We start from the raw sequence: 19,441 nt of genomic DNA, 5'->3' as shown, positions 1-19,441 counted from the left end.
CTCAGACTCCGGCGGTGACGGGGGCGTCAGGGGCATCGGTCAGGTCGGCGGGAGAGGCCAGGTGGCCCGTCACCGCGGTGGCGGCGGCCACCTGGGGCGACACCAGATGGGTGCGGCCGCCCTTGCCCTGCCTGCCCTCGAAGTTGCGGTTGGACGTCGACGCGGAGCGCTCGCCGGGGGCCAGTTGGTCGGGGTTCATGCCCAGGCACATCGAGCAGCCCGCGTGCCGCCATTCGGCGCCGGCGGCGGTGAAGACCTTGTCCAGGCCCTCCGCGACGGCCTCCAGGGCGACCCGGACCGAGCCCGGGACGACCAGCATCCGTACGCCGTCGGCGACTTTGCGGCCCTCGACGATGGAGGCGGCCGCACGCAGGTCCTCGATGCGGCCGTTGGTGCACGAACCTACGAAGACGGTGTCGACCTTGATGTCGCGCAGCGCCTGTCCGGCGCTCAACCCCATGTACTCCAGGGCCTTTTCGGCGGCGTACCGCTCCGACGCGTCTTCGTACGAAGCAGGATCGGGGACGTTCGCCGAGAGCGGCGCGCCCTGGCCCGGGTTGGTGCCCCAGGTGACGAACGGCGCGAGCTTGGTGGCGTCGATGTAGACCTCGGCGTCGAAGACCGCGTCCTCGTCCGTCTTCAGGGTCTTCCAGTACGCGACCGCCGCGTCCCACTCCTCGCCCTTCGGGGCGTGGTCGCGGCCCTCGATGTAGGCGAAGGTGGTCGCGTCGGGGGCGATCATGCCGGCGCGGGCGCCGGCCTCGATCGACATGTTGCAGATGGTCATGCGGGCTTCCATCGAGAGTTTCTCGATGGCGGAGCCGCGGTACTCCAGGACGTAGCCCTGGCCGCCGCCGGTGCCGATCTTGGCGATGATGGCGAGGATCAGGTCCTTGGCCGTGACGTCGTCGGGCAGTTCGCCGTCGACGGTGATGGCCATGGTCTTCGGCGGGGCCATCGGCAGCGTCTGCGTGGCCAGGACGTGCTCGACCTGGGAGGTGCCGATGCCGAACGCCAGCGCGCCGAAGGCGCCGTGCGTGGAGGTGTGGGAGTCGCCGCAGACCACGGTGGTGCCGGGCTGGGTCAGGCCCAGCTGCGGGCCCACCACGTGGACGACGCCCTGCTCGACGTCGCCGAGCGAGTGCAGGCGCACCCCGAACTCGGCGCAGTTCTTGCGCAGCGTCTCCAACTGCGCCCGCGAGACCGGGTCCGCGATCGGCTTGTCGATGTCGAGGGTCGGGGTGTTGTGATCCTCGGTGGCGATGGTGAGGTCGAGACGCCGCACCGGGCGGCCGGCCTGCCTGAGGCCGTCGAAGGCCTGCGGGCTCGTCACCTCGTGCAGCAGGTGCAGATCGATGAAGAGGAGGTCGGGCTCGCCTTCGGCGTGCCGGACGACGTGGTCGTCCCAGACCTTCTCCGCGAGTGTCCTACCCATCGCTTTCCCTCCGACCGGCTGTGTTGTGCCGGCCCAACTAGAGAATTGTTCGTCCACGCCCGTACCCCTCGTGCCGCGCGTGGACCGCTTTCCGTTGGTCCGCGGATCGCACGTACAGGGTGACGTGTTCCATGGAAAATTGAACTTGCGTTTCACAGAGTGAGACGCGAGTATCGACGCATGGACAACTCTAGCGGCGTCGGCGTTCTCGACAAGGCGGCTCTCGTCTTGAGCGCCCTGGAGTCCGGTCCGGCCACCCTCGCGGGTCTGGTCGCGGCCACCGGACTCGCACGACCCACGGCACATCGCCTCGCCGTGGCACTGGAACACCACCGGATGGTGGCGCGCGACATGCAGGGCCGTTTCATTCTCGGCCCGCGCCTGTCGGAACTCGCGGCGGCGGCCGGCGAGGACCGCCTGCTCGCCACGGCGGGCCCGGTCCTCACGCACCTGCGTGACGTGACGGGCGAGAGCGCGCAGCTCTATCGCCGCCAGGGCGACATGCGCATCTGCGTCGCCGCGGCCGAGCGCCTCTCGGGCCTGCGGGACACGGTCCCGGTCGGCTCGACGCTCACGATGAAGGCCGGCTCGTCCGCGCAGATCCTGATGGCCTGGGAAGAGCCGGAGCGCCTGCACCGCGGCCTCCAGGGCGCCCGCTTCACGGCGACAGCCCTTTCGGGCGTACGCCGCCGGGGCTGGGCCCAGTCGATCGGCGAGCGGGAGCCGGGCGTCGCGTCGGTCTCCGCCCCCGTGCGCGGCCCCTCGAACCGCGTGGTCGCCGCCGTCTCCGTCTCCGGGCCGATCGAGCGCCTGACGCGCCACCCGGGCCGGATGCACGCCCAGGCCATCATCGACGCCGCCGGGCGCCTGTCCGAGGCGCTGCGCCGCACGGGCTGACCCCCGCACCACCACAGACAGCACACAGAACGCCCGAGGGGCCGCCTCAACGCCGCGGCGGCCCCTCGGGCGTTTTTCGTGTCCGTTCTCAGGCCGCCTTGAGCCGGTCGGCCGCCCTGTCCCCCCGGCGGCCGACCGGCACCACACCGATGGCCTTGCCCAGGCCGAACTCCGGCATGTTCACGTACACGGCCTCATGGGCCCCGGCCGGCACGGCGTACGTCTCGTGCCAGAAGCCGACCTTCCCCTTGCCTTCCCGCATCCGCCGGTTGAAGGCGGCCCAGGCGGGCCGGTGCTCCTTGCCCTGATCGGACGCATAGGCGAGCAGCTTCTCCAGCGACTCCCAGTACTGCACGACGTACAGCACGCGCGGAGCGCCGAGCAGCAGCTGATAGCCCAGCATGCCGATATCCCGGTCCACGGACAGCTCCTTGAGCATCCGCGGCATCGCACGGAAGACGGGCCACCAGCTGCGCACGGCGCGGAAGTTGTTGACGCGCATCCCGATGGTGAAGACGGTGATGCCGCCCTGCGCATCGGCGGTCATGCGCCCTTCGATCGGCTTGGTGCTCACGATGGTTCCCCCTTCAGAGAGCGTTCAGGACAGCGTTGGATAGTTCTGCTATCCATGATTGGATAGTGCCACTCACCAAGTGGATGCGCAAGAGGAAAAGAGGAGAAGCGAGCCGATGAGACTGGCGGAGCTCAGCACGCGCAGCGGGGTCTCGACGGCCACGATCAAGTACTACCTGCGCGAGGGACTGCTCCCGCCGGGCCGTCGCGTGACGGCGACGCAGGCCGAGTACGACGAGAAGCACCTGCAGCGGCTGCGCCTCGTCCGGGCGCTCATCCAGGTGGGCCGGATGCCGATCGCCTCCGCCCGGGAGGTGCTCACCGCCCTGGAGGACGACTCCCTGGACCACAACTCCCGTCTGGGCGTGGCGGTCTGGGCGCTCCCCCACGGCCCCGAACCCGCCGCCGACGATCCGGCGGCGGAGACGGCTCGCCACACGGTCGACGCCCTGCTCGAACGGCTCGGCTGGCAGTACGGCCAGGACTACGGGCCCGATTCACCGGCGTACGGAATGCTCGTGACCGCGGTCGCGACGCTGGCCCGGCTCGGATACCCCTGCGCCGTCGAGGACTTGGCGCCCTACGCGCGCTCGGCCGGTCAACTGGCCGTCACCGACCTGGACTTGGTGGAGCGTTACGAATCCCCCGACGAGCAGCTCGAGGCGGCGGTCGCCCTCACCGTGCTGTACGAGCCGGTTCTGCTGAGCCTGCGCAGGCTCGCCCAGGCCGAGGAGTCCAACCGCCGCTACGGAGCGGAGAGTTCGGGCGGGCCAAAAACGCCGGAGGAATGACGAAGGGGCCCTCCCTTGCGGGAAGGCCCCTTGTCCATTCGCGTACCCCCGACCGGATTCGAACCGGCGCTACCGCCTTGAGAGGGCGGCGTGCTAGGCCGCTACACAACGGGGGCTAGCTTTTCCTGCGGTACTGCTTTGTCCTGCCGTACTGCGCTGGGCTACCAGGACTCGAACCTAGAACAACGGAACCAGAAACCGTCGTGTTGCCAATTACACCATAGCCCACAGTGGTCTAGACCAGCCAGACCTTGCGTACCCCCGACCGGATTCGAACCGGCGCTACCGCCTTGAGAGGGCGGCGTGCTAGGCCGCTACACAACGGGGGCCCTAGCGATCCTGCATCGGCTGCAGTGGGTGCGACCCGGACTGCTTCCATGGGAAGGATCTGTACCCCCGACCGGATTCGAACCGGCGCTACCGCCTTGAGAGGGCGGCGTGCTAGGCCGCTACACAACGGGGGCGTTGCAGATAAGCTCTGCGAGCTGGCCTACCAGGACTCGAACCTAGACTAACGGAACCAGAAACCGTCGTGCTGCCAATTACACCATAGGCCATCGATACGCAACCCCTTGCGGGAGTTTTGATCGACTTGCGCTTCCTGATGGGACCTTTCGGCCTTCTCGGGCGGCGCAGGAAGAACATTACCCGAAGGTGGACGGCGCTCCAAAACGGGTATCGGAGCGGAGCAGCGCGGGCAGCTCGGCGAGACGCGTAATGCGGTGCACCCCCGACGGGCCTTCCTGGGACGCGCTGTTGCGGTCGAGCCAGATCCCGAGAAGCCCGGCGTCACGGGCGCCCCTTGCGTCGATCTCCGGCTGGTCCCCCACGTAGGCGATCTCGTCGGGCCGCAGCCCCATCGCCGTGCACACCGCGAGGAAGGCCTCGGGCGCGGGCTTGGAGACGCCGAGTTCGGCGGCGCACAGGACGGCTTCGAAGCGGTCGCGCACGCCGAGCACGCTCAACTTGCGCTCCTGGACGACCAGGGCGGAGTTGGAGAGGACCGCCTGGCGGTACTCGCCGGCGAGGGCGTCCAGGGTGGGGACCGTGTCGGGGAAGAGGGTCCAGGCGGATTCGTAGTGACCGAGGTAACGCGCGAACCAGGCGTCCGCCTCCTGGTCGGTCATGACGGCGTCCAGGAACTCGCGTACGCGATCGCGGCGCTGGGCCTCGAACTCGATCCCTCCGGCGCTGAAGCGTGCCCAGTGGCGCTCGGTGACCTCTTTCCACAGCACGAGGGCGCGCTCGGCGGTCTCGTACCGCTCGATGAGGCCTTCGGCGGTGAGGTGGGCGTGCATGCCGGTGGTGTCGGCGTGCGCGTAGTCGAAGATCGTGTCGTCTACGTCCCAGACCACGGCTTTGATCGTCATGTGTCGAACGTACGCGAAAGGGCCCGGACGCCGTGGAGGCTTCCGGGCCCTTCTTTCTGTACCTACGCGCCTACGCGGCCAGCTTCGCCAGCGTCGCGTCGATGCGGGCCAGCGACTTCTCCTTGCCCAGGATCTCCAGGGACTCGAAGAGGGGCAGGCCGACCGTGCGGCCCGTGACCGCCACGCGGACCGGGGCCTGGGCCTTGCCGAGCTTCAGGCCGTGCTCCTCGCCGGCGGCCAGGACGGCCTCCTTGAGGGACTCGGGGGACGTCCAGTCGGCGGCGTCGAGCTTGGCGCGGGCCGTCGTCAGGAGGGCGGCCGGGTCGCCCTTGCCCATGGCCTTCGTCCAGGACGCCTCGTCCTCGACGGGCTCGTCGAGGAAGAGGAAGTCCACGTTCTCCGTGATCTCGGAGAGGACCTTGATGCGGGTCTGGGCGTGGGGGGCGATGGCCTCCCAGGCCGCCTGGTCGAAGGCCTCGGGGGCCCAGTTGGCGTGCGGGGCCTTGAGCCACGGCTCGCAGGCCGTCGCGAACGCCTTCACGTCCAGCATGCGGATGTGGTCGGCGTTGATCGCCTCGGCCTTCTTCAGGTCGAAGCGGGCCGGGTTGGCGTTCACGTCCGCGAGGTCGAACTTGGCGACCATGTCGGGGATCGAGAAGACGTCCTGGTCCGCGGAGAACGACCAGCCCAGGAGGGACAGGTAGTTCAGCAGGCCCTCGGGGAGGAAGCCGCGCTCGCGGTAGAGGTTCAGGGACGCCTGCGGGTCGCGCTTGGAGAGCTTCTTGTTGCCCTCGCCCATGACGTACGGGAGGTGGCCGAAGGCCGGGGTCTCCTTGGCGACGCCCAGCTCGGCGAGCGCCTTGTAGAGGGCGATCTGGCGCGGGGTCGAGGAGAGCAGGTCCTCGCCGCGCAGGACGTGGGTGATCTCCATCAGGGCGTCGTCGACCGGGTTCACCAGGGTGTAGAGCGGTGCTCCGTTGGCGCGGACGATGCCGTAGTCCGGGAGGTTCTCCGGCTGGACGGTGATCTCGCCGCGGACCAGGTCCGTGAACGTGATCGCCTCGTCGGGCATGCGGAAGCGCACGATGGGCTTGCGGCCCTCCGTGTCGTACGCGGCACGCTGCTCGGCGGTCAGGTCGCGGCAGTGGCCGTCGTAGCCGGACGGCTTGCCGGCGGCGCGGGCTGCCTCGCGGCGGGCGTCCAGCTCCTCCGTGGAGCAGTAGCAGTAGTACGCGCGCCCGGCGTCCAGGAGCTTGGCGGCGACGTCCTGGTAGATGTCCATGCGCTGCGACTGGCGGTACGGCGCGTGCGGGCCGCCGACCTCGGGGCCCTCGTCCCAGTCGAAGCCCAGCCAGCGCATCGCCTCGAGCAGCTGCTCGTACGACTCCTCCGAGTCGCGGGCCGCGTCGGTGTCCTCGATGCGGAAGACCAGGGAGCCCTCGTTGTGCCGGGCGTAGGCCCAGTTGAAGAGAGCGGTGCGGACCAGGCCCACGTGGGGGTTGCCGGTCGGCGAGGGACAGAAACGTACGCGGACGTTCGTCGCGTTAGCCACGCTTGATCACCTTGTTGGTGAGAGTGCCGATGCCTTCGATGGTGACGGCGACCTCGTCGCCGACGTTGAGGGGGCCGACCCCTGCGGGGGTGCCCGTGAGGATGACGTCGCCCGGGAGCAGCGTCATGGCCTCGGAGATGTGCACGATCAGGTCCTCGATGGAGCGGACCATCTCGGCCGTACGCCCCAGCTGGCGCTGTTCGCCGTTGACCGTGCACTGGATGGTGAGGTCGGAGGGGTCGAGCTCGGTCTCCACCCAGGGGCCGAGCGGGCAGGAGCTGTCGAAGCCCTTGGCCCTGGCCCACTGGTTCTCGCGCTTCTGCACGTCACGCGCGGTGACGTCGTTGGCGCAGGTGTAGCCGAGGATGACGTCACGGGCGCGCTCACGCGGGACCTCGCGGCACATGCGGCCGATGACCACGGCCAGCTCGGCCTCGTAGTGCACCTCCTGCGAGAAGGAGGGGTACGCGATGGCGTCACCGGGGCCGATCACCGAGGTGGACGGCTTGAAGAAGGCGACGGGGGTGTCGGGGACCTCGTTGCCGAGTTCCTTCGCGTGGTCCGCGTAGTTGCGGCCGATGCCCACGACCTTGTTGGGGAGCACCGGCGGCAGCAGCCTGACCTTGCTCAGCGGGACCTTCGTGCCGGAGAGCTCGAAGTCCGCGAACGGGATGCCCTTGATGATGTCGAGGACGAGCCCATCGGTCGTTCCGGGGGGACTTTCGCCCTCGACCGCGCCGAAGGCGACGTTGCCGTCGATGGAGAACCTGGCGATGCGCAAGAGCGGTGCCCTTTGCTGGAGGGAGAGACTGACACCCCAGGCTAACGTGGCCGTGTGCCGCCGGGCCTCCCGTGCTCCCGCGGCTTCGGCCGCCGTCGATCGCGCCGCGCGCTCGCCCTCGAACGCCGGAGGGGCTGGATCCCTCAGACGCCGGACGGGCTGAATTCCTCCGGCGCGTCCATCAGGATCGTGCGCTTGGGGTTGGCCGTCACCGTCGGCAGTTCGACTGCGTGCTCCGGCTGGTCGGCGGCCCGCTGGACCTCGTCGGCGTCCGTGAGGTGCGCGAGGGTGGTGCGGCGCGGGTTGGCTATGTTGTGGAACATCGCCGACTTCACAGTCTTCATCTGCTCTTCAGGCCCTGTCAGTTGAGCGTCGTGTCGTGGACGCGGGTTGTCGGATTCGCCATCCCTGTAAAGCGTCAGGCTAAACATCCAATTCCCGGCCAAAGCCCGGATGAGGCCTTGATCTTGATGTGAGTTTGCTCACGAGCGAGCGGGCAAATGGGTCAATTCAGGCTCGTGGAGACCTTGTTGGAATCGGACATTGCCCCACTGAAGCCATCATTCCGCTCCCGATCATGAAGACTGGGACACCCCTTGCGTGCGGGCTTACTGGGCCTAATCGCCCGTTTTGCCCAGGATCACTTTCTACGTCTCGTGACGCGCCACTCACGCCGTGTCACGGAGGTCGCGACGCGACACACGGGCCTTGTTGGAGATCCTGCACTGTGCTGGAATTCCCGGGACCGCCGCGGGATCGAACCGGCGCGCAGGGGCGCAACGCAGCGCCGAGTGGCGGCGGGAAAGGGGAGCAGCGCCGGTCACTCACGACCACCATGGGGCGTTCTGCGCCCCACGACGCCGACACCGTCCCGCCGTTTGTGCGGAGGGACGCCTGGTCCAGAGGTTGCGACGCTAGTGCAGGGACGTTTCAAGAGGGATGGCAGCAGCGCTGCGGCAGAGCCGGAGCGCGGCGGGACCGACCGCGGCTCCTCGCCCCAGCACGCCCAGAACCCCGGGCAGGTACCGTCCGGCGACAACGGTCTCGGGACCGTGCGCGGATCCGGTGGCGGGAGTCTGCCCGCATCCACCGCGAACCCGGGCGGCTCGACCGGCACGGTGAAGTCGCCCACAGGACCCGGCTCGCGAATAGCCCTGCGCAACTGGCGCATCTCCACCCGTCTGGTCTCGCTGCTCGCGCTCCCCGTGATCACCGCGACGTCCCTCGGCGCGCTGCGCATCAACGAGTCCATGGACGAGATCCAGCAGCTCAACAACATGAAGCTGCTGACGGACATGACCAAGCGGGCCACCGAGCTGGCCTCCGCGCTCCAGGAGGAGCGCGACCGCTCGGCAGGTCCCCTCGCGCACGGCGCGAACTCCTCGGACTACGTGGTCAAGGGCTCCCGGCAGAAGACCGACCGCGCCTACAACCGGTTCCTCCAGGAGACGCAGGACCTCGACAACACCGACGGCGACAAGGGCCTCCTCGGCGTCCGGGCCAACACGGTCGAGATCACCCAGCAGCTCCAGAAGATCAACGACGTACGCAAGAACGCCTACAGCGACGCGAACTCCACGTCGCAGACGGTCGACGCCTACAGCCAGCTCATCGAGCAGCTGCTCACCCTGTCCTCGGACATGGCGCAGGCGACCAGCAACCCGGACATGATCCAGCGCACCCGCGCCCTGACGGCCTTCTCCTCCGCCAAGGAGTACGCCTCGGTGCAGCGCGCCGTGATCGCCGCCTCGCTCCCCGCGGGCGACAGCACGTTCGGCAAGATCTCCGAGACCGACCGCCGCTACGGCTGGTCCGCGCTCGACAAGGAGAACTCCGAGCTGGATGCCTTCAAGGGCATCTACGCGGGCAACCCCGACGAGCTGACCAAGCCCATCGACGGCGGCAACTCGTCCATCAAGGGCGCCGACTCCTACGCCAAGCGCGTGCTTGAGCAGGAGGGCGGCATCAAGCTCCAGGACAAGCGCTCGTACAAGGACTGGGTGGACGCGGACACCACCAAGATCGACGCGATGTCCAAGATCGAGCTCACGCTGCTCAACGAGATGGAGCAGAAGGCCCGCGAGCTGCGCAACGAGTCCGAGCAGGCCGCCATCCTCAACGGTGCGCTGATCCTGCTCGTCCTCGGTGTCTCGCTCGTCGGCGCCTTCGTCGTGGCCCGGTCCATGATCCGCTCGCTGCGGCGCCTCCAGGACACCGCGACCAAGGTCGCCCAGGACCGGCTGCCCGAGCTCGTCAAGCAGCTCTCCGAGGCCGACCCGCAGGACGTCGACACCTCCGTCGAGTCGGTCGGTGTGCACTCCCGGGACGAGATCGGCCAGGTGGCCGCGGCCTTCGACGACGTGCACCGCGAGGCGGTCCGTCTGGCCGCCGAGCAGGCGCTGCTGCGAGGCAACGTCAACGCGATGTTCACCAACCTCTCGCGCCGCTCGCAGGGCCTCATCCAGCGCCAGCTCTCGCTCATCTCCGAGCTGGAGTCGCGCGAGGCCGACCCCGACCAGCTCTCCTCGCTCTTCAAGCTCGACCACCTCGCGACCCGCATGCGCCGTAACGGCGAGAACCTCCTCGTTCTCGCCGGTGAAGAGCCCGGCCGCCGCTGGACCCGGCCAGTTCCGCTCGTCGACGTGCTGCGCGCCGCCGCGTCCGAGGTGGAGCAGTACGAGCGCATCGAGCTCTCCGCGGTCCCGACGACCGAGGTCGCCGGACGCGTGGTCAACGACCTCGTGCACCTGCTCGCCGAGCTGCTCGAGAACGCGACGTCGTTCTCCTCGCCGCAGACCAAGGTCAAGGTCACCGGTCACGCGCTGCCCGACGGCCGTGTGCTCATCGAGATCCACGACACGGGCATCGGCCTGTCGCCCGAGGACCTCGCGGCGATCAACGAGCGGCTCGCGTCGCCGCCCACCGTGGACGTCTCGGTCTCGCGCCGCATGGGTCTGTTCGTGGTCGGCCGTCTGTCGCAGCGTCACGGCATCCGCATCCAGCTCCGTCCGTCGGACTCCGGCGGCACCACCGCGCTCGTCATGCTGCCCATCGATGTCGCCCAGGGCGGCAAGAAGGCGCCGAACAAGCCCGGTGCGCCCGCTCCCGGCCAGGGCGGTGGCCCCGTCGCCGCGCAGGCGTCCGCGGGTGCAGCGGCCGCGCGCCGTGGCGTCGGCGCCGGGAACGGCGGCGGCAACGGTGCGCCCGGCTCGGCGGGTCCCGCGGGTTCCGCGGGCCGGCTCGGTGCGGGTCCGCCGCGCGGTCAGGTGACGGGTACGGGGCCGCGGGCCGCGCTTCCCGCGCGTGACGCGGGTTCGCGGACCGGTTCGCCGTCCGCTCCGGCAGGTCCTTCCGGTCAGCAGCCTCCCCGGCAGGGGCCGCCCGGACAGGGCGCCGGTGCCCCGGGCGGTTCCGGCGGCAGCCTCTTCGGGGGCGGCCAGGGCGGTGGCCGCGGCCAGGCCTCCGCGCCGCAGCCTCCCGTACCTCAGCAGCGTACGAATCCGGTGAACCCGGCCGCGCCCGCGAACCCCTCCGCGAACAACGCCGGGGACCAGGGACGCAGGCCGCAGCTGCCGCCGCGCGGTGGCCCGCGTGCCGAGCTTCCCGGTGGCAACCCGCAGCCGCGCGTGCCCAGTTGGAGCGACGAGAACGCGCAGCCGCAGGTCTCGCGCGAGCCCTTCGACACCCCGCGCGGGCACGAGGAGCCGGAGTCCACCGGACAGTTCCCGCACCCCGCGGCCGGCTCCCCCGCGCAGGGCCCCGGCTCGACCGCCGAGTTCGCGCGGCCCGACTTCAACGGGCCGCCGCCCGGGACGGGTTCGCCGCAGAACGCGGGCCAGCAGGGCGGTCAGGGCCAGAACCAGGGCCAGGGTCAGCAGGGCACCGGCCAGTTCGTCCGCCCGGATGTCTTCGGCGGCCAGGACACCTCGTCCGGCACGGGCCAGTTCCAGCGTCCCGGCACCAGCGCCCCCGGCTACAACGGCGGGGCGCCCGGCGCCGGTGCGCCGCAGCAGCGCGATGGCCGTGACGCGGGCGACGCGCCCCGGCGTGGTCAGGGCCAGGGTCCCGGTCAGGGGCAGGGCGGCCAGCTCGGCATCCCGCCGGTGCCTCCGGTGCAGCAGCCCGTGCAGCCCCAGCAGCCCGCCCAGCCGGAAGGGCTTCCGCCCGCCGGTCCCGGCGACGGCCGCACCCCGCTGTTCGACACGCTGGAGACCAACTGGTTCCAGCAGCAACAGCAGCAGCAGCAAGGACAGCAGGGTCCGCAGGGCGGCGACCGCTCCCCCGCGCCCGATGCCCCCGAACCGCAGCAGCCCCAGCGTCCCCAGCGCCCGCAGCCCTCGTCGCCGCTCCCCTCGCGGCCCCAGGGGCAGCGTCCGCAGGGACAGCAGCCGCAGAACCCGGCCGCGCCCCAGCGCCCGGCCGCAGCGCCCGCCCCCGCGTCCAACGGAACCGGCGGCGGCAACGGCAACTTCGGCAACGTCACGAACGGCAGCGCCGCATCCTGGCGCACCTCCCCCAACGACGAGCTGGGCCGACAGGCCGAGCGCGTCCGGCAGCCGTCCGCAGGTGGCGTCACCACGTCCGGCCTGCCGCGCCGTGTCCCGCGAGCCAACCTCGTCGCGGGCACCGCACAGCAGCAGCAGGACAGCACAGGTCCGCAGGTCTCGCGTGCGCCCGAAGAGGTACGCGGCCGGCTGACGAATCTCCGTCGGGGCATCCAGCAGGGTCGCCAGGCCGGTACCGGCCAGACCGGCAGCTTCCCCACTCACCAGCAGGAGCGTTAGTTGAGTCCGAGCCAGGCGGCACAGAATCTGAACTGGTTGATCACGAACTTCGTGGACAACACCCCCGGGGTGTCCCACACCGTCGTGGTCTCCGCCGACGGCCTCCTTCTGGCGATGTCCGAGGGCTTCCCGCGTGACCGCGCCGACCAGCTGGCCGCGGTGGCGTCGGGTCTGACCTCCCTCACCGCCGGGGCCTCCCGGATCTTCGAGGGCGGCGCCGTCACCCAGACCGTGGTGGAGATGGAGCGGGGGTTCCTCTTCCTCATGTCGGTCTCCGACGGTTCGTCCCTGGCCGTGCTCGCGCACCCCGAGTGCGACATCGGCCTTGTCGGATACGAGATGGCGCTGCTCGTCGACCGCGCGGGCGCCGTCCTCACCCCGGACCTCCGCGCCGAACTGCAGGGCAGCCTGTTGCACTAGCTCTCTCCATCGGCCGCCCCACCGACCGAACGTACTGACCACCGTCCGGCCAACCTGGTGCCCCCCACCGGCTCTATCAGACGGCACGCAGACCACCTGCTGTCCCGCCCGGAGGATCCATGACCCCGCCCAACGCCTCTCACGATCCGTACGGCTCTCAGGCGTCGTACGGCTATGAAGGCGACCAGCCGCTGGTGCGTCCTTACGCGATGACCGGCGGCCGGACCAGGCCCCGCTACCAGCTCGCGATAGAGGCGCTGGTGAGCACGACGGCCGACCCGGCGCAGCTGATGGGGCTGCTCCCGGAGCACCAGCGCATCTGCCACCTGTGCCGCGAGGTCAAGTCGGTGGCCGAGGTGTCGGCGCTGCTCTCCATGCCCCTCGGCGTGGCCCGGATCCTTGTGGCCGACCTGGCGGAAGCCGGGCTCGTCGCCATTCACCAGCCCGGCGGCGACGAGAACGCCGGCGGTCAGCCTGACGTGACACTGCTCGAAAGGGTGCTCAGTGGACTTCGCAAGCTCTAGCAGCGGAGCGACAGCTCGCTCCACCACCAGCGCGAAGATCGTGGTGGCGGGCGGCTTCGGCGTCGGCAAGACCACGTTCGTCGGCGCCGTCTCCGAGATCAATCCCCTGCGCACCGAGGCCGTCATGACGTCCGCGTCCGCGGGCATCGACGACCTCACACACACCGGGGACAAGACCACCACCACGGTGGCCATGGACTTCGGCCGCATCACCCTGGACCAGGACCTGATCCTGTACCTCTTCGGTACGCCCGGTCAGGACCGCTTCTGGTTCATGTGGGACGACCTCGTACGCGGCGCCATCGGCGCCGTCGTCCTGGTCGACACCCGCCGTCTCGCCGACTGCTTCCCGGCCGTCGACTACTTCGAGAACTCGGGCCTGCCCTTCGTCATCGCCCTCAACGGCTTCGACGGCCACCAGCCGTACACGCCGGACGAGGTCCGCGAGGCTCTCCAGATCGGCCCCAACACACCGATCATCACGACGGACGCGCGACACCGTGCGGACGCAAAGAGTGGCCTGATCACGCTGGTCGAGCACGCACTTATGGCACGACTCAAGTAGACGAGGCCATACGGCAGTTGCCGTAGTTTCCACAGAGCGGTCTGTGTCCTTTGACACGGATGACCGCTCTGTTCATAACGTTTCGACAGAGAATTGACCGGGCGCCGCCACGCGTCGCGGTCATCCGGTGCCGCTGTGCGCACAAGAGCCCCGCCTTTTGGCGGGGCTCGCTCTATTTGACCGTTTTATCTGAGGCTTACACCACTCGGAACCAGCGCTTCTCACTGTTTGGTAGAGGACCCCCTGACGTGCTGGAATGCGCTGAACTGCCCAGTAGCACGGGCCTTGGAGACGACAGCGGGACCGGTGTAGGTCCCGCCGCCGAGAGGTTGTTGGTCGAGTGAGGCGAAGCAAGACGAGCCCCGCACCGCCGCATACGCGGGACACGCGGGGCAACTTCACCCCGCCGCCGCGCACAGCGGCGTCCCCCACCGATGTGCAGGGCATGGAGCCGCCGGCGCCCACCGGCGGCAGAATGTCCCCGCGCAACTGGCGCGTGCCGACCCGCCTGAACGCGATCCTCCTCATACCCGTGCTGGTCGGCCTCGTCATGGGCGGATTCCAGGTCAAGGGCTCGATCGACACCTGGAACGAAGCCCAGGACGCCGAGAGCACGGCCCGCCTCGTGCAGGCCTCCCTGAACTACGGCAACCGCCTCATCGAAGAGCGTGACCTCTCCGCCGCTCCGCTGCTGCGCGGCAAGAAGAACGACCCGGTCGTCGTGAAGGCCCGCAAGGCCACCGACGAAGCCGCGAACGAGTTCGACGCCGCCGCGGAGAACATGCCGCAGAAGGAAGGCCTCAAGCGCCGCCTCGAAGGCTTCCACAAGGTGGAGCCGGGACTGCAGTCCCTGCGGCAGGCCGCCTACACCTCCAAGCTCTCCGGCGCGCAGACCGAAGAGGGCTACGTCGCCATCCAGCACCCCCTGATGGAGTTCGCCAACGAACTCGGTCTGGGCACCGGAAACATCACCAGCTACGGCCGCACCGTCTACGCGATCTCGCTGACCAAGGCCGCACTCTCCCTGCAGCGCTCCCTCGGCACGCACCTGCTCGTCAAGCCCGGCCCCACCGCCACCAGCCTCGCCAAGCAGCGCGTCGCGCTCTCCTCGTACGCCTACCTCGAAGGCATCGCCATCGAGGAGTACACGGGCGGTGGCACCCCCGCGGACGTCGCCAAGCTCGAGGCCGCGAAGAAGCAGCTGAAGGCCGACGGCGAGAAGCAGGCCAAGCAGGCCGCTGCCGCCGCCAAGGCCAAGGGCGAGACGTTCGTCCCGCCGCCGTCGTCCGAGGCGATGGTCGCGGCCATGGCGCAGCTGCAGAGCACGCAGCCCAGCGCCCGGGTCGCCCTCGCCGGCAAGGGCGTCACCCCCGAGGCCTGGTGGGCCACCACCTCCGCCAAGTTCGACGCGTACCGCACCATCGAGTCCGACCTGGCCGACAAGGCAGTGACCGAGGCGTCGGACATCGCCGCCGACGCCCAGCGCAACGCCTACATCACCGGCGCCATCGTCGTGATCGCGCTGCTCGCCGCCTTCATCCTGGCCGGGCTCATGGCCCGCCAGATGAGCCGCGCGATGCGCCAGCTGCGTACGGCCGCCTTCGGCATCGCCGAGCAGCGCCTGCCGATGCTGGTCGACCAGCTCTCGCGCACCGACCCCGGCCGCGTCGACACCCGCGTACAGCCCATCCCGATCTCCTCCACGGACGAGATCGGCGAGGTCGCCCGCGCCTTCGACCAGGTGCACCGCGAGGCCGTGCGGCTCGCTGCCGAGCAGGCACTGCTCCGTGGCAACATCAACGCGATCTTCACCAACCTCTCGCGCCGCAACCAGTCCCTGATCGAGGGCCAGCTGACCCTCATCACCGACCTGGAGAACAACGAGGCCGACCCGGACCAGCTGGAGAGCCTCTTCCGCCTGGACCACCTGGCGACCCGTATGCGACGCAACGGCGAGAACCTCCTGGTCCTCTCCGGCGAGGAGCCGGGACGCCGCTGGGACCAGCCGGTCCCGCTGGTCGACGTCCTGCGCGCCGCCTCCTCCGAGGTGGAGCAGTACGAGCGCGTCGAGCTCTCGGGCGTCCCGGAGGCCGAGATCCACGGCCTCGCCGTGACCGACCTCGTGCACCTGCTCGCCGAGCTCCTGGAGAACGCCACCACGTTCTCCTCGCCGCAGACCAAGGTCCGCGTCACCGCGACCCGGCTGCCCGACGGCCGCATCATGGTCGAGATCCACGACAAGGGCATCGGCCTCACCGCCGAGGACTTCGCGGACATCAACCACAAGCTGGCCAACCCGCCGACGGTGGACGCCGCGATCTCCCAGCGCATGGGCCTGTTCGTGGTCGGCCGGCTCTCCGACCGGCACGGCATCCGCGTCCAGCTGCGCCCCTCGGGCGAGCAGGCGGGCACGACCTCGCTCGTCATGCTCCCGGACGGGATCACGCACGGTGGCGGCGGCGAGAACCAGCTGCCCGAGTCCGAGTTCACGGTCTCCTCGATCATGCCGGAGCAGCACGCCCCCGAGCAGCCGGCCTTCAACCACCAGCCGATGCGTACGGCGGCCGAACTGGGCTTCGACGACAGCCGCTACAACGGCGACGGCGTCGACGCCCAGGAGCTCGACCCGGTGGGCCGCTCGCTGATGCGCGAGGAGCGGCGTGCCGCTCTGGAGGCGCAGGCGCAGTCCGCCGACGGCCGTCCGCTCTTCCGCGACGAGGTCGACGCACAGCAGGGATACGACCAGCAGGGTGGCTACGACCCCTCGTACGACCAGCAGGCGCCGGCGTACGACGAGTACAACCAGGGCCAGGGCGCACAACCGGCGTACGACGACGCGTACTACCCGGCGCAGGACGGCTACCAGGACGCCCCCTATACGGAGGCCGGTCACGACGATCACGCCGCTCGTACGGGTGCCGTCTCTGAGCCCTTCGTGGCCTACCCCGACCGCTCTCACCAGGACGACTGGCCCTCGCGTGACGGATACGAGAACAACTCGGGCGCGTATCAGGCCGAGTACTCTCCGGAACCGGAATCTGGTCCGGCGGCTCCCGCGAACGGCGCCGAGCGCGTAGGCTTCGAGCGTCCCGGACCGGCCCCGTCCGCAGTCCACGACACGACCGCCGCGGGTCTTCCGCGCCGCGGCTCCACGGGAGCGGCCGGCAACGGCAGCGCCCCGGCAGCGGCCCCGACCGGCGACGCGTTCGGAAACAACGACGACAGCAGCTGGCGTACGTCCAACGACGACCGCTGGCATCGCGCCGAGTCGCTGAAGGAGCCCAAGGCGGGTGGCGTCACCCCGTCCGGTCTCCCGAAGCGGGTGCCCAAGGCCAATCTGGTCGAGGGCACGGCGGAACAGACCCCACAGGGCGGCCCTCAGGTCTCCCGCGACCCCGAGGACGTCCGGGGTCGGCTGAGCAACCTGCGCCGCGGCGTCCAGCGAGGACGCAGTGCAGGCAGTGACACCACGAATGGCCAGGGCTTCGGTCCTGACAGCACCTACAACCAGGAGCGTTAGTGTGAGCCCGATGAGCCAGGCGGCGCAGAACCTGAACTGGTTGATCACCAACTTCGTGGACAACACCCCTGGGGTGTCCCACACGGTGGTGGTCTCCGCCGACGGACTCCTTCTGGCGATGTCCGAAGGCTTCCCCCGCGACCGGGCCGACCAGCTCGCGGCCGTCGCATCCGGTCTGACCTCCCTCACCGCCGGGGCCTCCCGGATCTTCGAGGGCGGTTCCGTGACCCAGACCGTTGTGGAGATGGAGCGAGGATTTCTCTTCCTTATGTCCATCTCCGACGGCTCCTCGCTGGCCGTCCTCGCCCACCCGGATGCGGACATCGGTCTCATTGGGTACGAGATGGCGCTTCTTGTCGACCGCGCCGGCACCGTACTCACGCCCGACCTGCGTGCGGAGCTGCAGGGGAGCCTTCTCAACTAGTAGACGTACGGTGCGTTTTCGCGTCCCGTGGCCGTAAGGTTTCGGGACGCGGCTCCAGAATGATGGTGCCCGGCACAGTCGGAGGAGGAGTACGTGGCAGGTTCAGGAACACCCCCGGACGGTTCGTCATCGGCCAACTGGTCGCCTGGTCACGGCCAGGGCCAGGGGCCGCACGACGGGGCGCCGAACCGTTACAACTTCCCCTCCGCGCCCAGCCAGCACCGCAGGCCCTATCAGCAGCCGCAGCAGCCGGGCCCCCGCCAGAGCCCGTACGAGCAGCCTCACACCCCCAGGATCCAGCCAGTGCAACCACAGCGACGTGCCCCGGAAGCGGCGCCCGCAGGTTCTGCGAGCAACCCCCTGGTGCGCCCGTACGCCATGACGGGCGGCCGCACCAGGCCCCGCTACCAGCTCGCCATCGAGGCGCTGGTGCACACCACCGCCCAACCGCACCAGTTGCAGGGCCAGTTGCCCGAGCATCAGCGGATCTGCAATCTGTGCCGCGAGATCAAGTCAGTCGCTGAGATCTCGGCACTTCTCACCATTCCCCTCGGCGTCGCCCGGATCCTCGTAGCCGACCTGGCGGAGGCCGGACTTGTCGCCATCCATCAGCCGGGCGGCGACGAGTCCGCCGGCGGCCAGCCAGACGTGACACTGCTCGAAAGGGTGCTCAGTGGACTTCGCAAGCTCTAGCGGCGGAGCAACAGCCCGCTCCACCACTTCCGCGAAAATCGTGGTGGCGGGCGGCTTCGGCGTGGGCAAGACCACGTTCGTCGGAGCGGTCTCTGAGATCAACCCGCTGCGCACCGAGGCCGTCATGACGTCCGCGTCCGCGGGCATCGACGACCTCACACACACCGGGGACAAGACGACGACGACCGTCGCCATGGACTTCGGCCGCATCACCCTGGACCAGGACCTGATCCTGTACCTCTTCGGTACACCGGGTCAGGACCGCTTCTGGTTCATGTGGGACGACTTGGTCCGGGGCGCGATCGGCGCGGTGGTCCTTGTCGACACCCGTCGTCTCGCCGACTGCTTCCCGGCCGTCGACTACTTCGAGAACTCGGGCCTGCCCTTCGTCATCGCCCTCAACGGCTTCGACGGCCACCAGCCGTACACGCCGGACGAGGTCCGCGAGGCGCTGCAGATCGGCCCGGACACCCCCATCATCACGACGGACGCGCGGCATCGCGCGGACGCGAAGAGCGGGCTGATCACGCTCGTGGAGCATGCGTTGATGGCTCGGCTGCGTTAGCGGTCCTTGCCTGTACGTGGATGGGCCTCGCACCCTCAGGTGGGTGCGGGGCCCATTGCCTTTGGCCGGGCTGGTGCTGCCGCTGCTGCCGGCGCTGCTGCTGCGCGGGTCTCCCCGCATCCGCCCCTGACCGAACGAGCCTCTCCCACCCACCCGCCCGATTACCCGGGTCCACCTCTGAACGAACAGACCTCTCCCACCCACCCGCCCGATTACCCCGCATCCGCCCCTGACCGAACGGGCCTCTCCCGCCCACCCGCCCGTTTGCCCTGCGTCCGCTCCTGGACGAACGGGCTTTCCGGTTGGCCACCTGGTTGCGCCGCGGGTGATCGGGTGGGTGGGCGGGAAAGATCCGCCCCTGGTCGGACGGGCTCTCCGGTTGGCCACCTGGTTGCGCCGCGGGGTGATCGGGGCGGTGGGCGGGAAGGATCCGTCCCTGGTCGGACGGGCTTTCCGGTTGGCCACCTGGTTGCGCCGCGGGGTGATCGGGGCGGTGGGCGGGAAGGATCCGTCCCTGGTCGGACGGGCTTTCCGGTTGGCCACCTGG

The 19,441-nt window shown here is 69.7% G+C and carries 16 protein-coding genes and 5 tRNA genes; 10 read left to right on the top strand and 11 right to left on the bottom strand.

Translation table 11 applies throughout. The features are described 5' to 3' along the window. Position 1: 1 nt before the first annotated feature. Entirely contained in the window at positions 2-1,435 is a 1,434-nt protein-coding gene (gene leuC / locus ABZ833_RS35605) for a 3-isopropylmalate dehydratase large subunit (protein ID WP_249587528.1), read from the bottom strand. A gap of 180 nt (positions 1,436-1,615) precedes the next feature. Here leuC and ndgR point away from each other — a divergent pair, with 180 nt between their 5' ends. After that, on the top strand, positions 1,616-2,332 hold the full coding sequence (gene ndgR, locus ABZ833_RS35600; RefSeq protein ID WP_119295157.1) for an IclR family transcriptional regulator NdgR: 717 nt from the start codon (positions 1,616-1,618) through the stop codon (positions 2,330-2,332). 88 nt (positions 2,333-2,420) lie between these two features. On the opposite strand, the gene ABZ833_RS35595 is transcribed toward ndgR, so the two are convergent. Next, a complete protein-coding gene (locus tag ABZ833_RS35595) occupies positions 2,421-2,879 on the bottom strand; it encodes a DUF4188 domain-containing protein (protein ID WP_361056196.1) in 459 nt (152 codons plus the stop codon). A gap of 142 nt (positions 2,880-3,021) precedes the next feature. On the opposite strand from ABZ833_RS35595, the gene ABZ833_RS35590 reads away from it, so the two are divergent. Next, positions 3,022-3,696 carry a MerR family transcriptional regulator gene (locus tag ABZ833_RS35590; protein ID WP_361055820.1) on the top strand — a complete coding sequence of 225 codons (675 nt, stop codon included), beginning with the start codon at positions 3,022-3,024 and terminating at the stop codon, positions 3,694-3,696. 43 nt (positions 3,697-3,739) lie between these two features. Here ABZ833_RS35590 and ABZ833_RS35585 read toward each other — a convergent pair. From ABZ833_RS35585 to ABZ833_RS35545, 9 genes are all read right to left on the bottom strand, one after another. Further along, positions 3,740-3,812, bottom strand: a tRNA-Glu gene (locus ABZ833_RS35585). Positions 3,813-3,852: 40 nt separating this feature from the next. After that, positions 3,853-3,924 (bottom strand) — tRNA-Gln (locus ABZ833_RS35580). Between the two features lie 28 nt (positions 3,925-3,952). Beyond that, a tRNA-Glu gene (locus ABZ833_RS35575) sits at positions 3,953-4,025 on the bottom strand. A gap of 62 nt (positions 4,026-4,087) precedes the next feature. Continuing rightward, positions 4,088-4,160 (bottom strand) — tRNA-Glu (locus ABZ833_RS35570). Positions 4,161-4,181: 21 nt separating this feature from the next. Continuing rightward, positions 4,182-4,253: transfer RNA gene (locus ABZ833_RS35565), tRNA-Gln, on the bottom strand. Positions 4,254-4,340: 87 nt separating this feature from the next. Beyond that, positions 4,341-5,066, bottom strand: a complete 726-nt coding sequence (locus ABZ833_RS35560; protein ID WP_361055817.1) for an HAD family hydrolase — start codon at positions 5,064-5,066, stop codon at positions 4,341-4,343. 70 nt (positions 5,067-5,136) lie between these two features. Beyond that, positions 5,137-6,618: a glutamate--tRNA ligase gene (gene gltX / locus ABZ833_RS35555; RefSeq protein ID WP_361055814.1), complete on the bottom strand. Its 1,482-nt coding sequence runs from the start codon at positions 6,616-6,618 to the stop codon at positions 5,137-5,139. Then, on the bottom strand, positions 6,611-7,399 hold the full coding sequence (locus ABZ833_RS35550) for a fumarylacetoacetate hydrolase family protein (protein WP_249587532.1): 789 nt from the start codon (positions 7,397-7,399) through the stop codon (positions 6,611-6,613). Before ABZ833_RS35550 ends, gltX begins: the two co-directional genes overlap by 8 nt. A gap of 143 nt (positions 7,400-7,542) precedes the next feature. Next, the gene (locus ABZ833_RS35545; RefSeq protein WP_249587533.1) at positions 7,543-7,743 is read right to left on the bottom strand and encodes a hypothetical protein; all 201 of its coding nucleotides are present in this window, start codon (positions 7,741-7,743) and stop codon (positions 7,543-7,545) included. Between the two features lie 573 nt (positions 7,744-8,316). On the opposite strand from ABZ833_RS35545, the gene ABZ833_RS35540 reads away from it, so the two are divergent. From ABZ833_RS35540 to ABZ833_RS35505, 8 genes are all read left to right on the top strand, one after another. After that, positions 8,317-12,183, top strand: coding sequence for a nitrate- and nitrite sensing domain-containing protein (locus ABZ833_RS35540; RefSeq protein WP_361055810.1), 3,867 nt, complete (start codon positions 8,317-8,319; stop codon positions 12,181-12,183). Continuing rightward, entirely contained in the window at positions 12,184-12,603 is a 420-nt protein-coding gene (locus tag ABZ833_RS35535) for a roadblock/LC7 domain-containing protein (protein WP_098244998.1), read from the top strand. It begins immediately after the preceding gene. Between the two features lie 119 nt (positions 12,604-12,722). Continuing rightward, a complete protein-coding gene (locus ABZ833_RS35530) occupies positions 12,723-13,127 on the top strand; it encodes a DUF742 domain-containing protein (RefSeq protein WP_160507411.1) in 405 nt (134 codons plus the stop codon). Further along, positions 13,108-13,692 (top strand): ATP/GTP-binding protein, encoded by a 585-nt coding sequence (locus tag ABZ833_RS35525; RefSeq protein ID WP_249587535.1) that lies wholly within the window; start codon positions 13,108-13,110, stop codon positions 13,690-13,692. Before ABZ833_RS35530 ends, ABZ833_RS35525 begins: the two co-directional genes overlap by 20 nt. A 340-nt stretch (positions 13,693-14,032) precedes the next feature. Further along, positions 14,033-17,212: a nitrate- and nitrite sensing domain-containing protein gene (locus ABZ833_RS35520; protein WP_361055805.1), complete on the top strand. Its 3,180-nt coding sequence runs from the start codon at positions 14,033-14,035 to the stop codon at positions 17,210-17,212. A gap of 10 nt (positions 17,213-17,222) precedes the next feature. Then, positions 17,223-17,636: a roadblock/LC7 domain-containing protein gene (locus ABZ833_RS35515; RefSeq protein WP_135330751.1), complete on the top strand. Its 414-nt coding sequence runs from the start codon at positions 17,223-17,225 to the stop codon at positions 17,634-17,636. 93 nt (positions 17,637-17,729) lie between these two features. Next, positions 17,730-18,329, top strand: a complete 600-nt coding sequence (locus tag ABZ833_RS35510) for a DUF742 domain-containing protein (protein WP_249587537.1) — start codon at positions 17,730-17,732, stop codon at positions 18,327-18,329. Further along, entirely contained in the window at positions 18,310-18,894 is a 585-nt protein-coding gene (locus ABZ833_RS35505) for an ATP/GTP-binding protein (RefSeq protein WP_190084708.1), read from the top strand. The genes ABZ833_RS35510 and ABZ833_RS35505 overlap by 20 nt, the downstream gene beginning before the upstream one ends. The last annotated feature ends 547 nt before the right edge of the window (positions 18,895-19,441 follow it).

This window comes from Streptomyces sp. NPDC047525, assembly GCF_040643025.1.
In the GTDB taxonomy this organism is placed as follows: Bacteria; Actinomycetota; Actinomycetes; order Streptomycetales; family Streptomycetaceae; genus Streptomyces; species Streptomyces durmitorensis.
This window is presented reverse-complemented; position numbering and strand designations above follow the sequence as displayed.

Excerpts from the sequence above, each read along its gene's own strand:
- leuC (WP_249587528.1), bottom strand. The coding sequence starts at position 1,435 with ATGGGTAGGACACTCGCGGAGAAGGTCTGGGACGACCACGTCGTCCGG.
- ndgR (WP_119295157.1), top strand. The coding sequence starts at position 1,616 with ATGGACAACTCTAGCGGCGTCGGCGTTCTCGACAAGGCGGCTCTCGTC.
- ABZ833_RS35595 (WP_361056196.1), bottom strand. The coding sequence starts at position 2,879 with ATGACCGCCGATGCGCAGGGCGGCATCACCGTCTTCACCATCGGGATG.
- ABZ833_RS35590 (WP_361055820.1), top strand. The coding sequence starts at position 3,022 with ATGAGACTGGCGGAGCTCAGCACGCGCAGCGGGGTCTCGACGGCCACG.
- ABZ833_RS35560 (WP_361055817.1), bottom strand. The coding sequence starts at position 5,066 with ATGACGATCAAAGCCGTGGTCTGGGACGTAGACGACACGATCTTCGAC.
- ABZ833_RS35545 (WP_249587533.1), bottom strand. The coding sequence starts at position 7,743 with ATGAAGACTGTGAAGTCGGCGATGTTCCACAACATAGCCAACCCGCGC.
- ABZ833_RS35530 (WP_160507411.1), top strand. The coding sequence starts at position 12,723 with ATGACCCCGCCCAACGCCTCTCACGATCCGTACGGCTCTCAGGCGTCG.
- ABZ833_RS35515 (WP_135330751.1), top strand. The coding sequence starts at position 17,223 with ATGAGCCAGGCGGCGCAGAACCTGAACTGGTTGATCACCAACTTCGTG.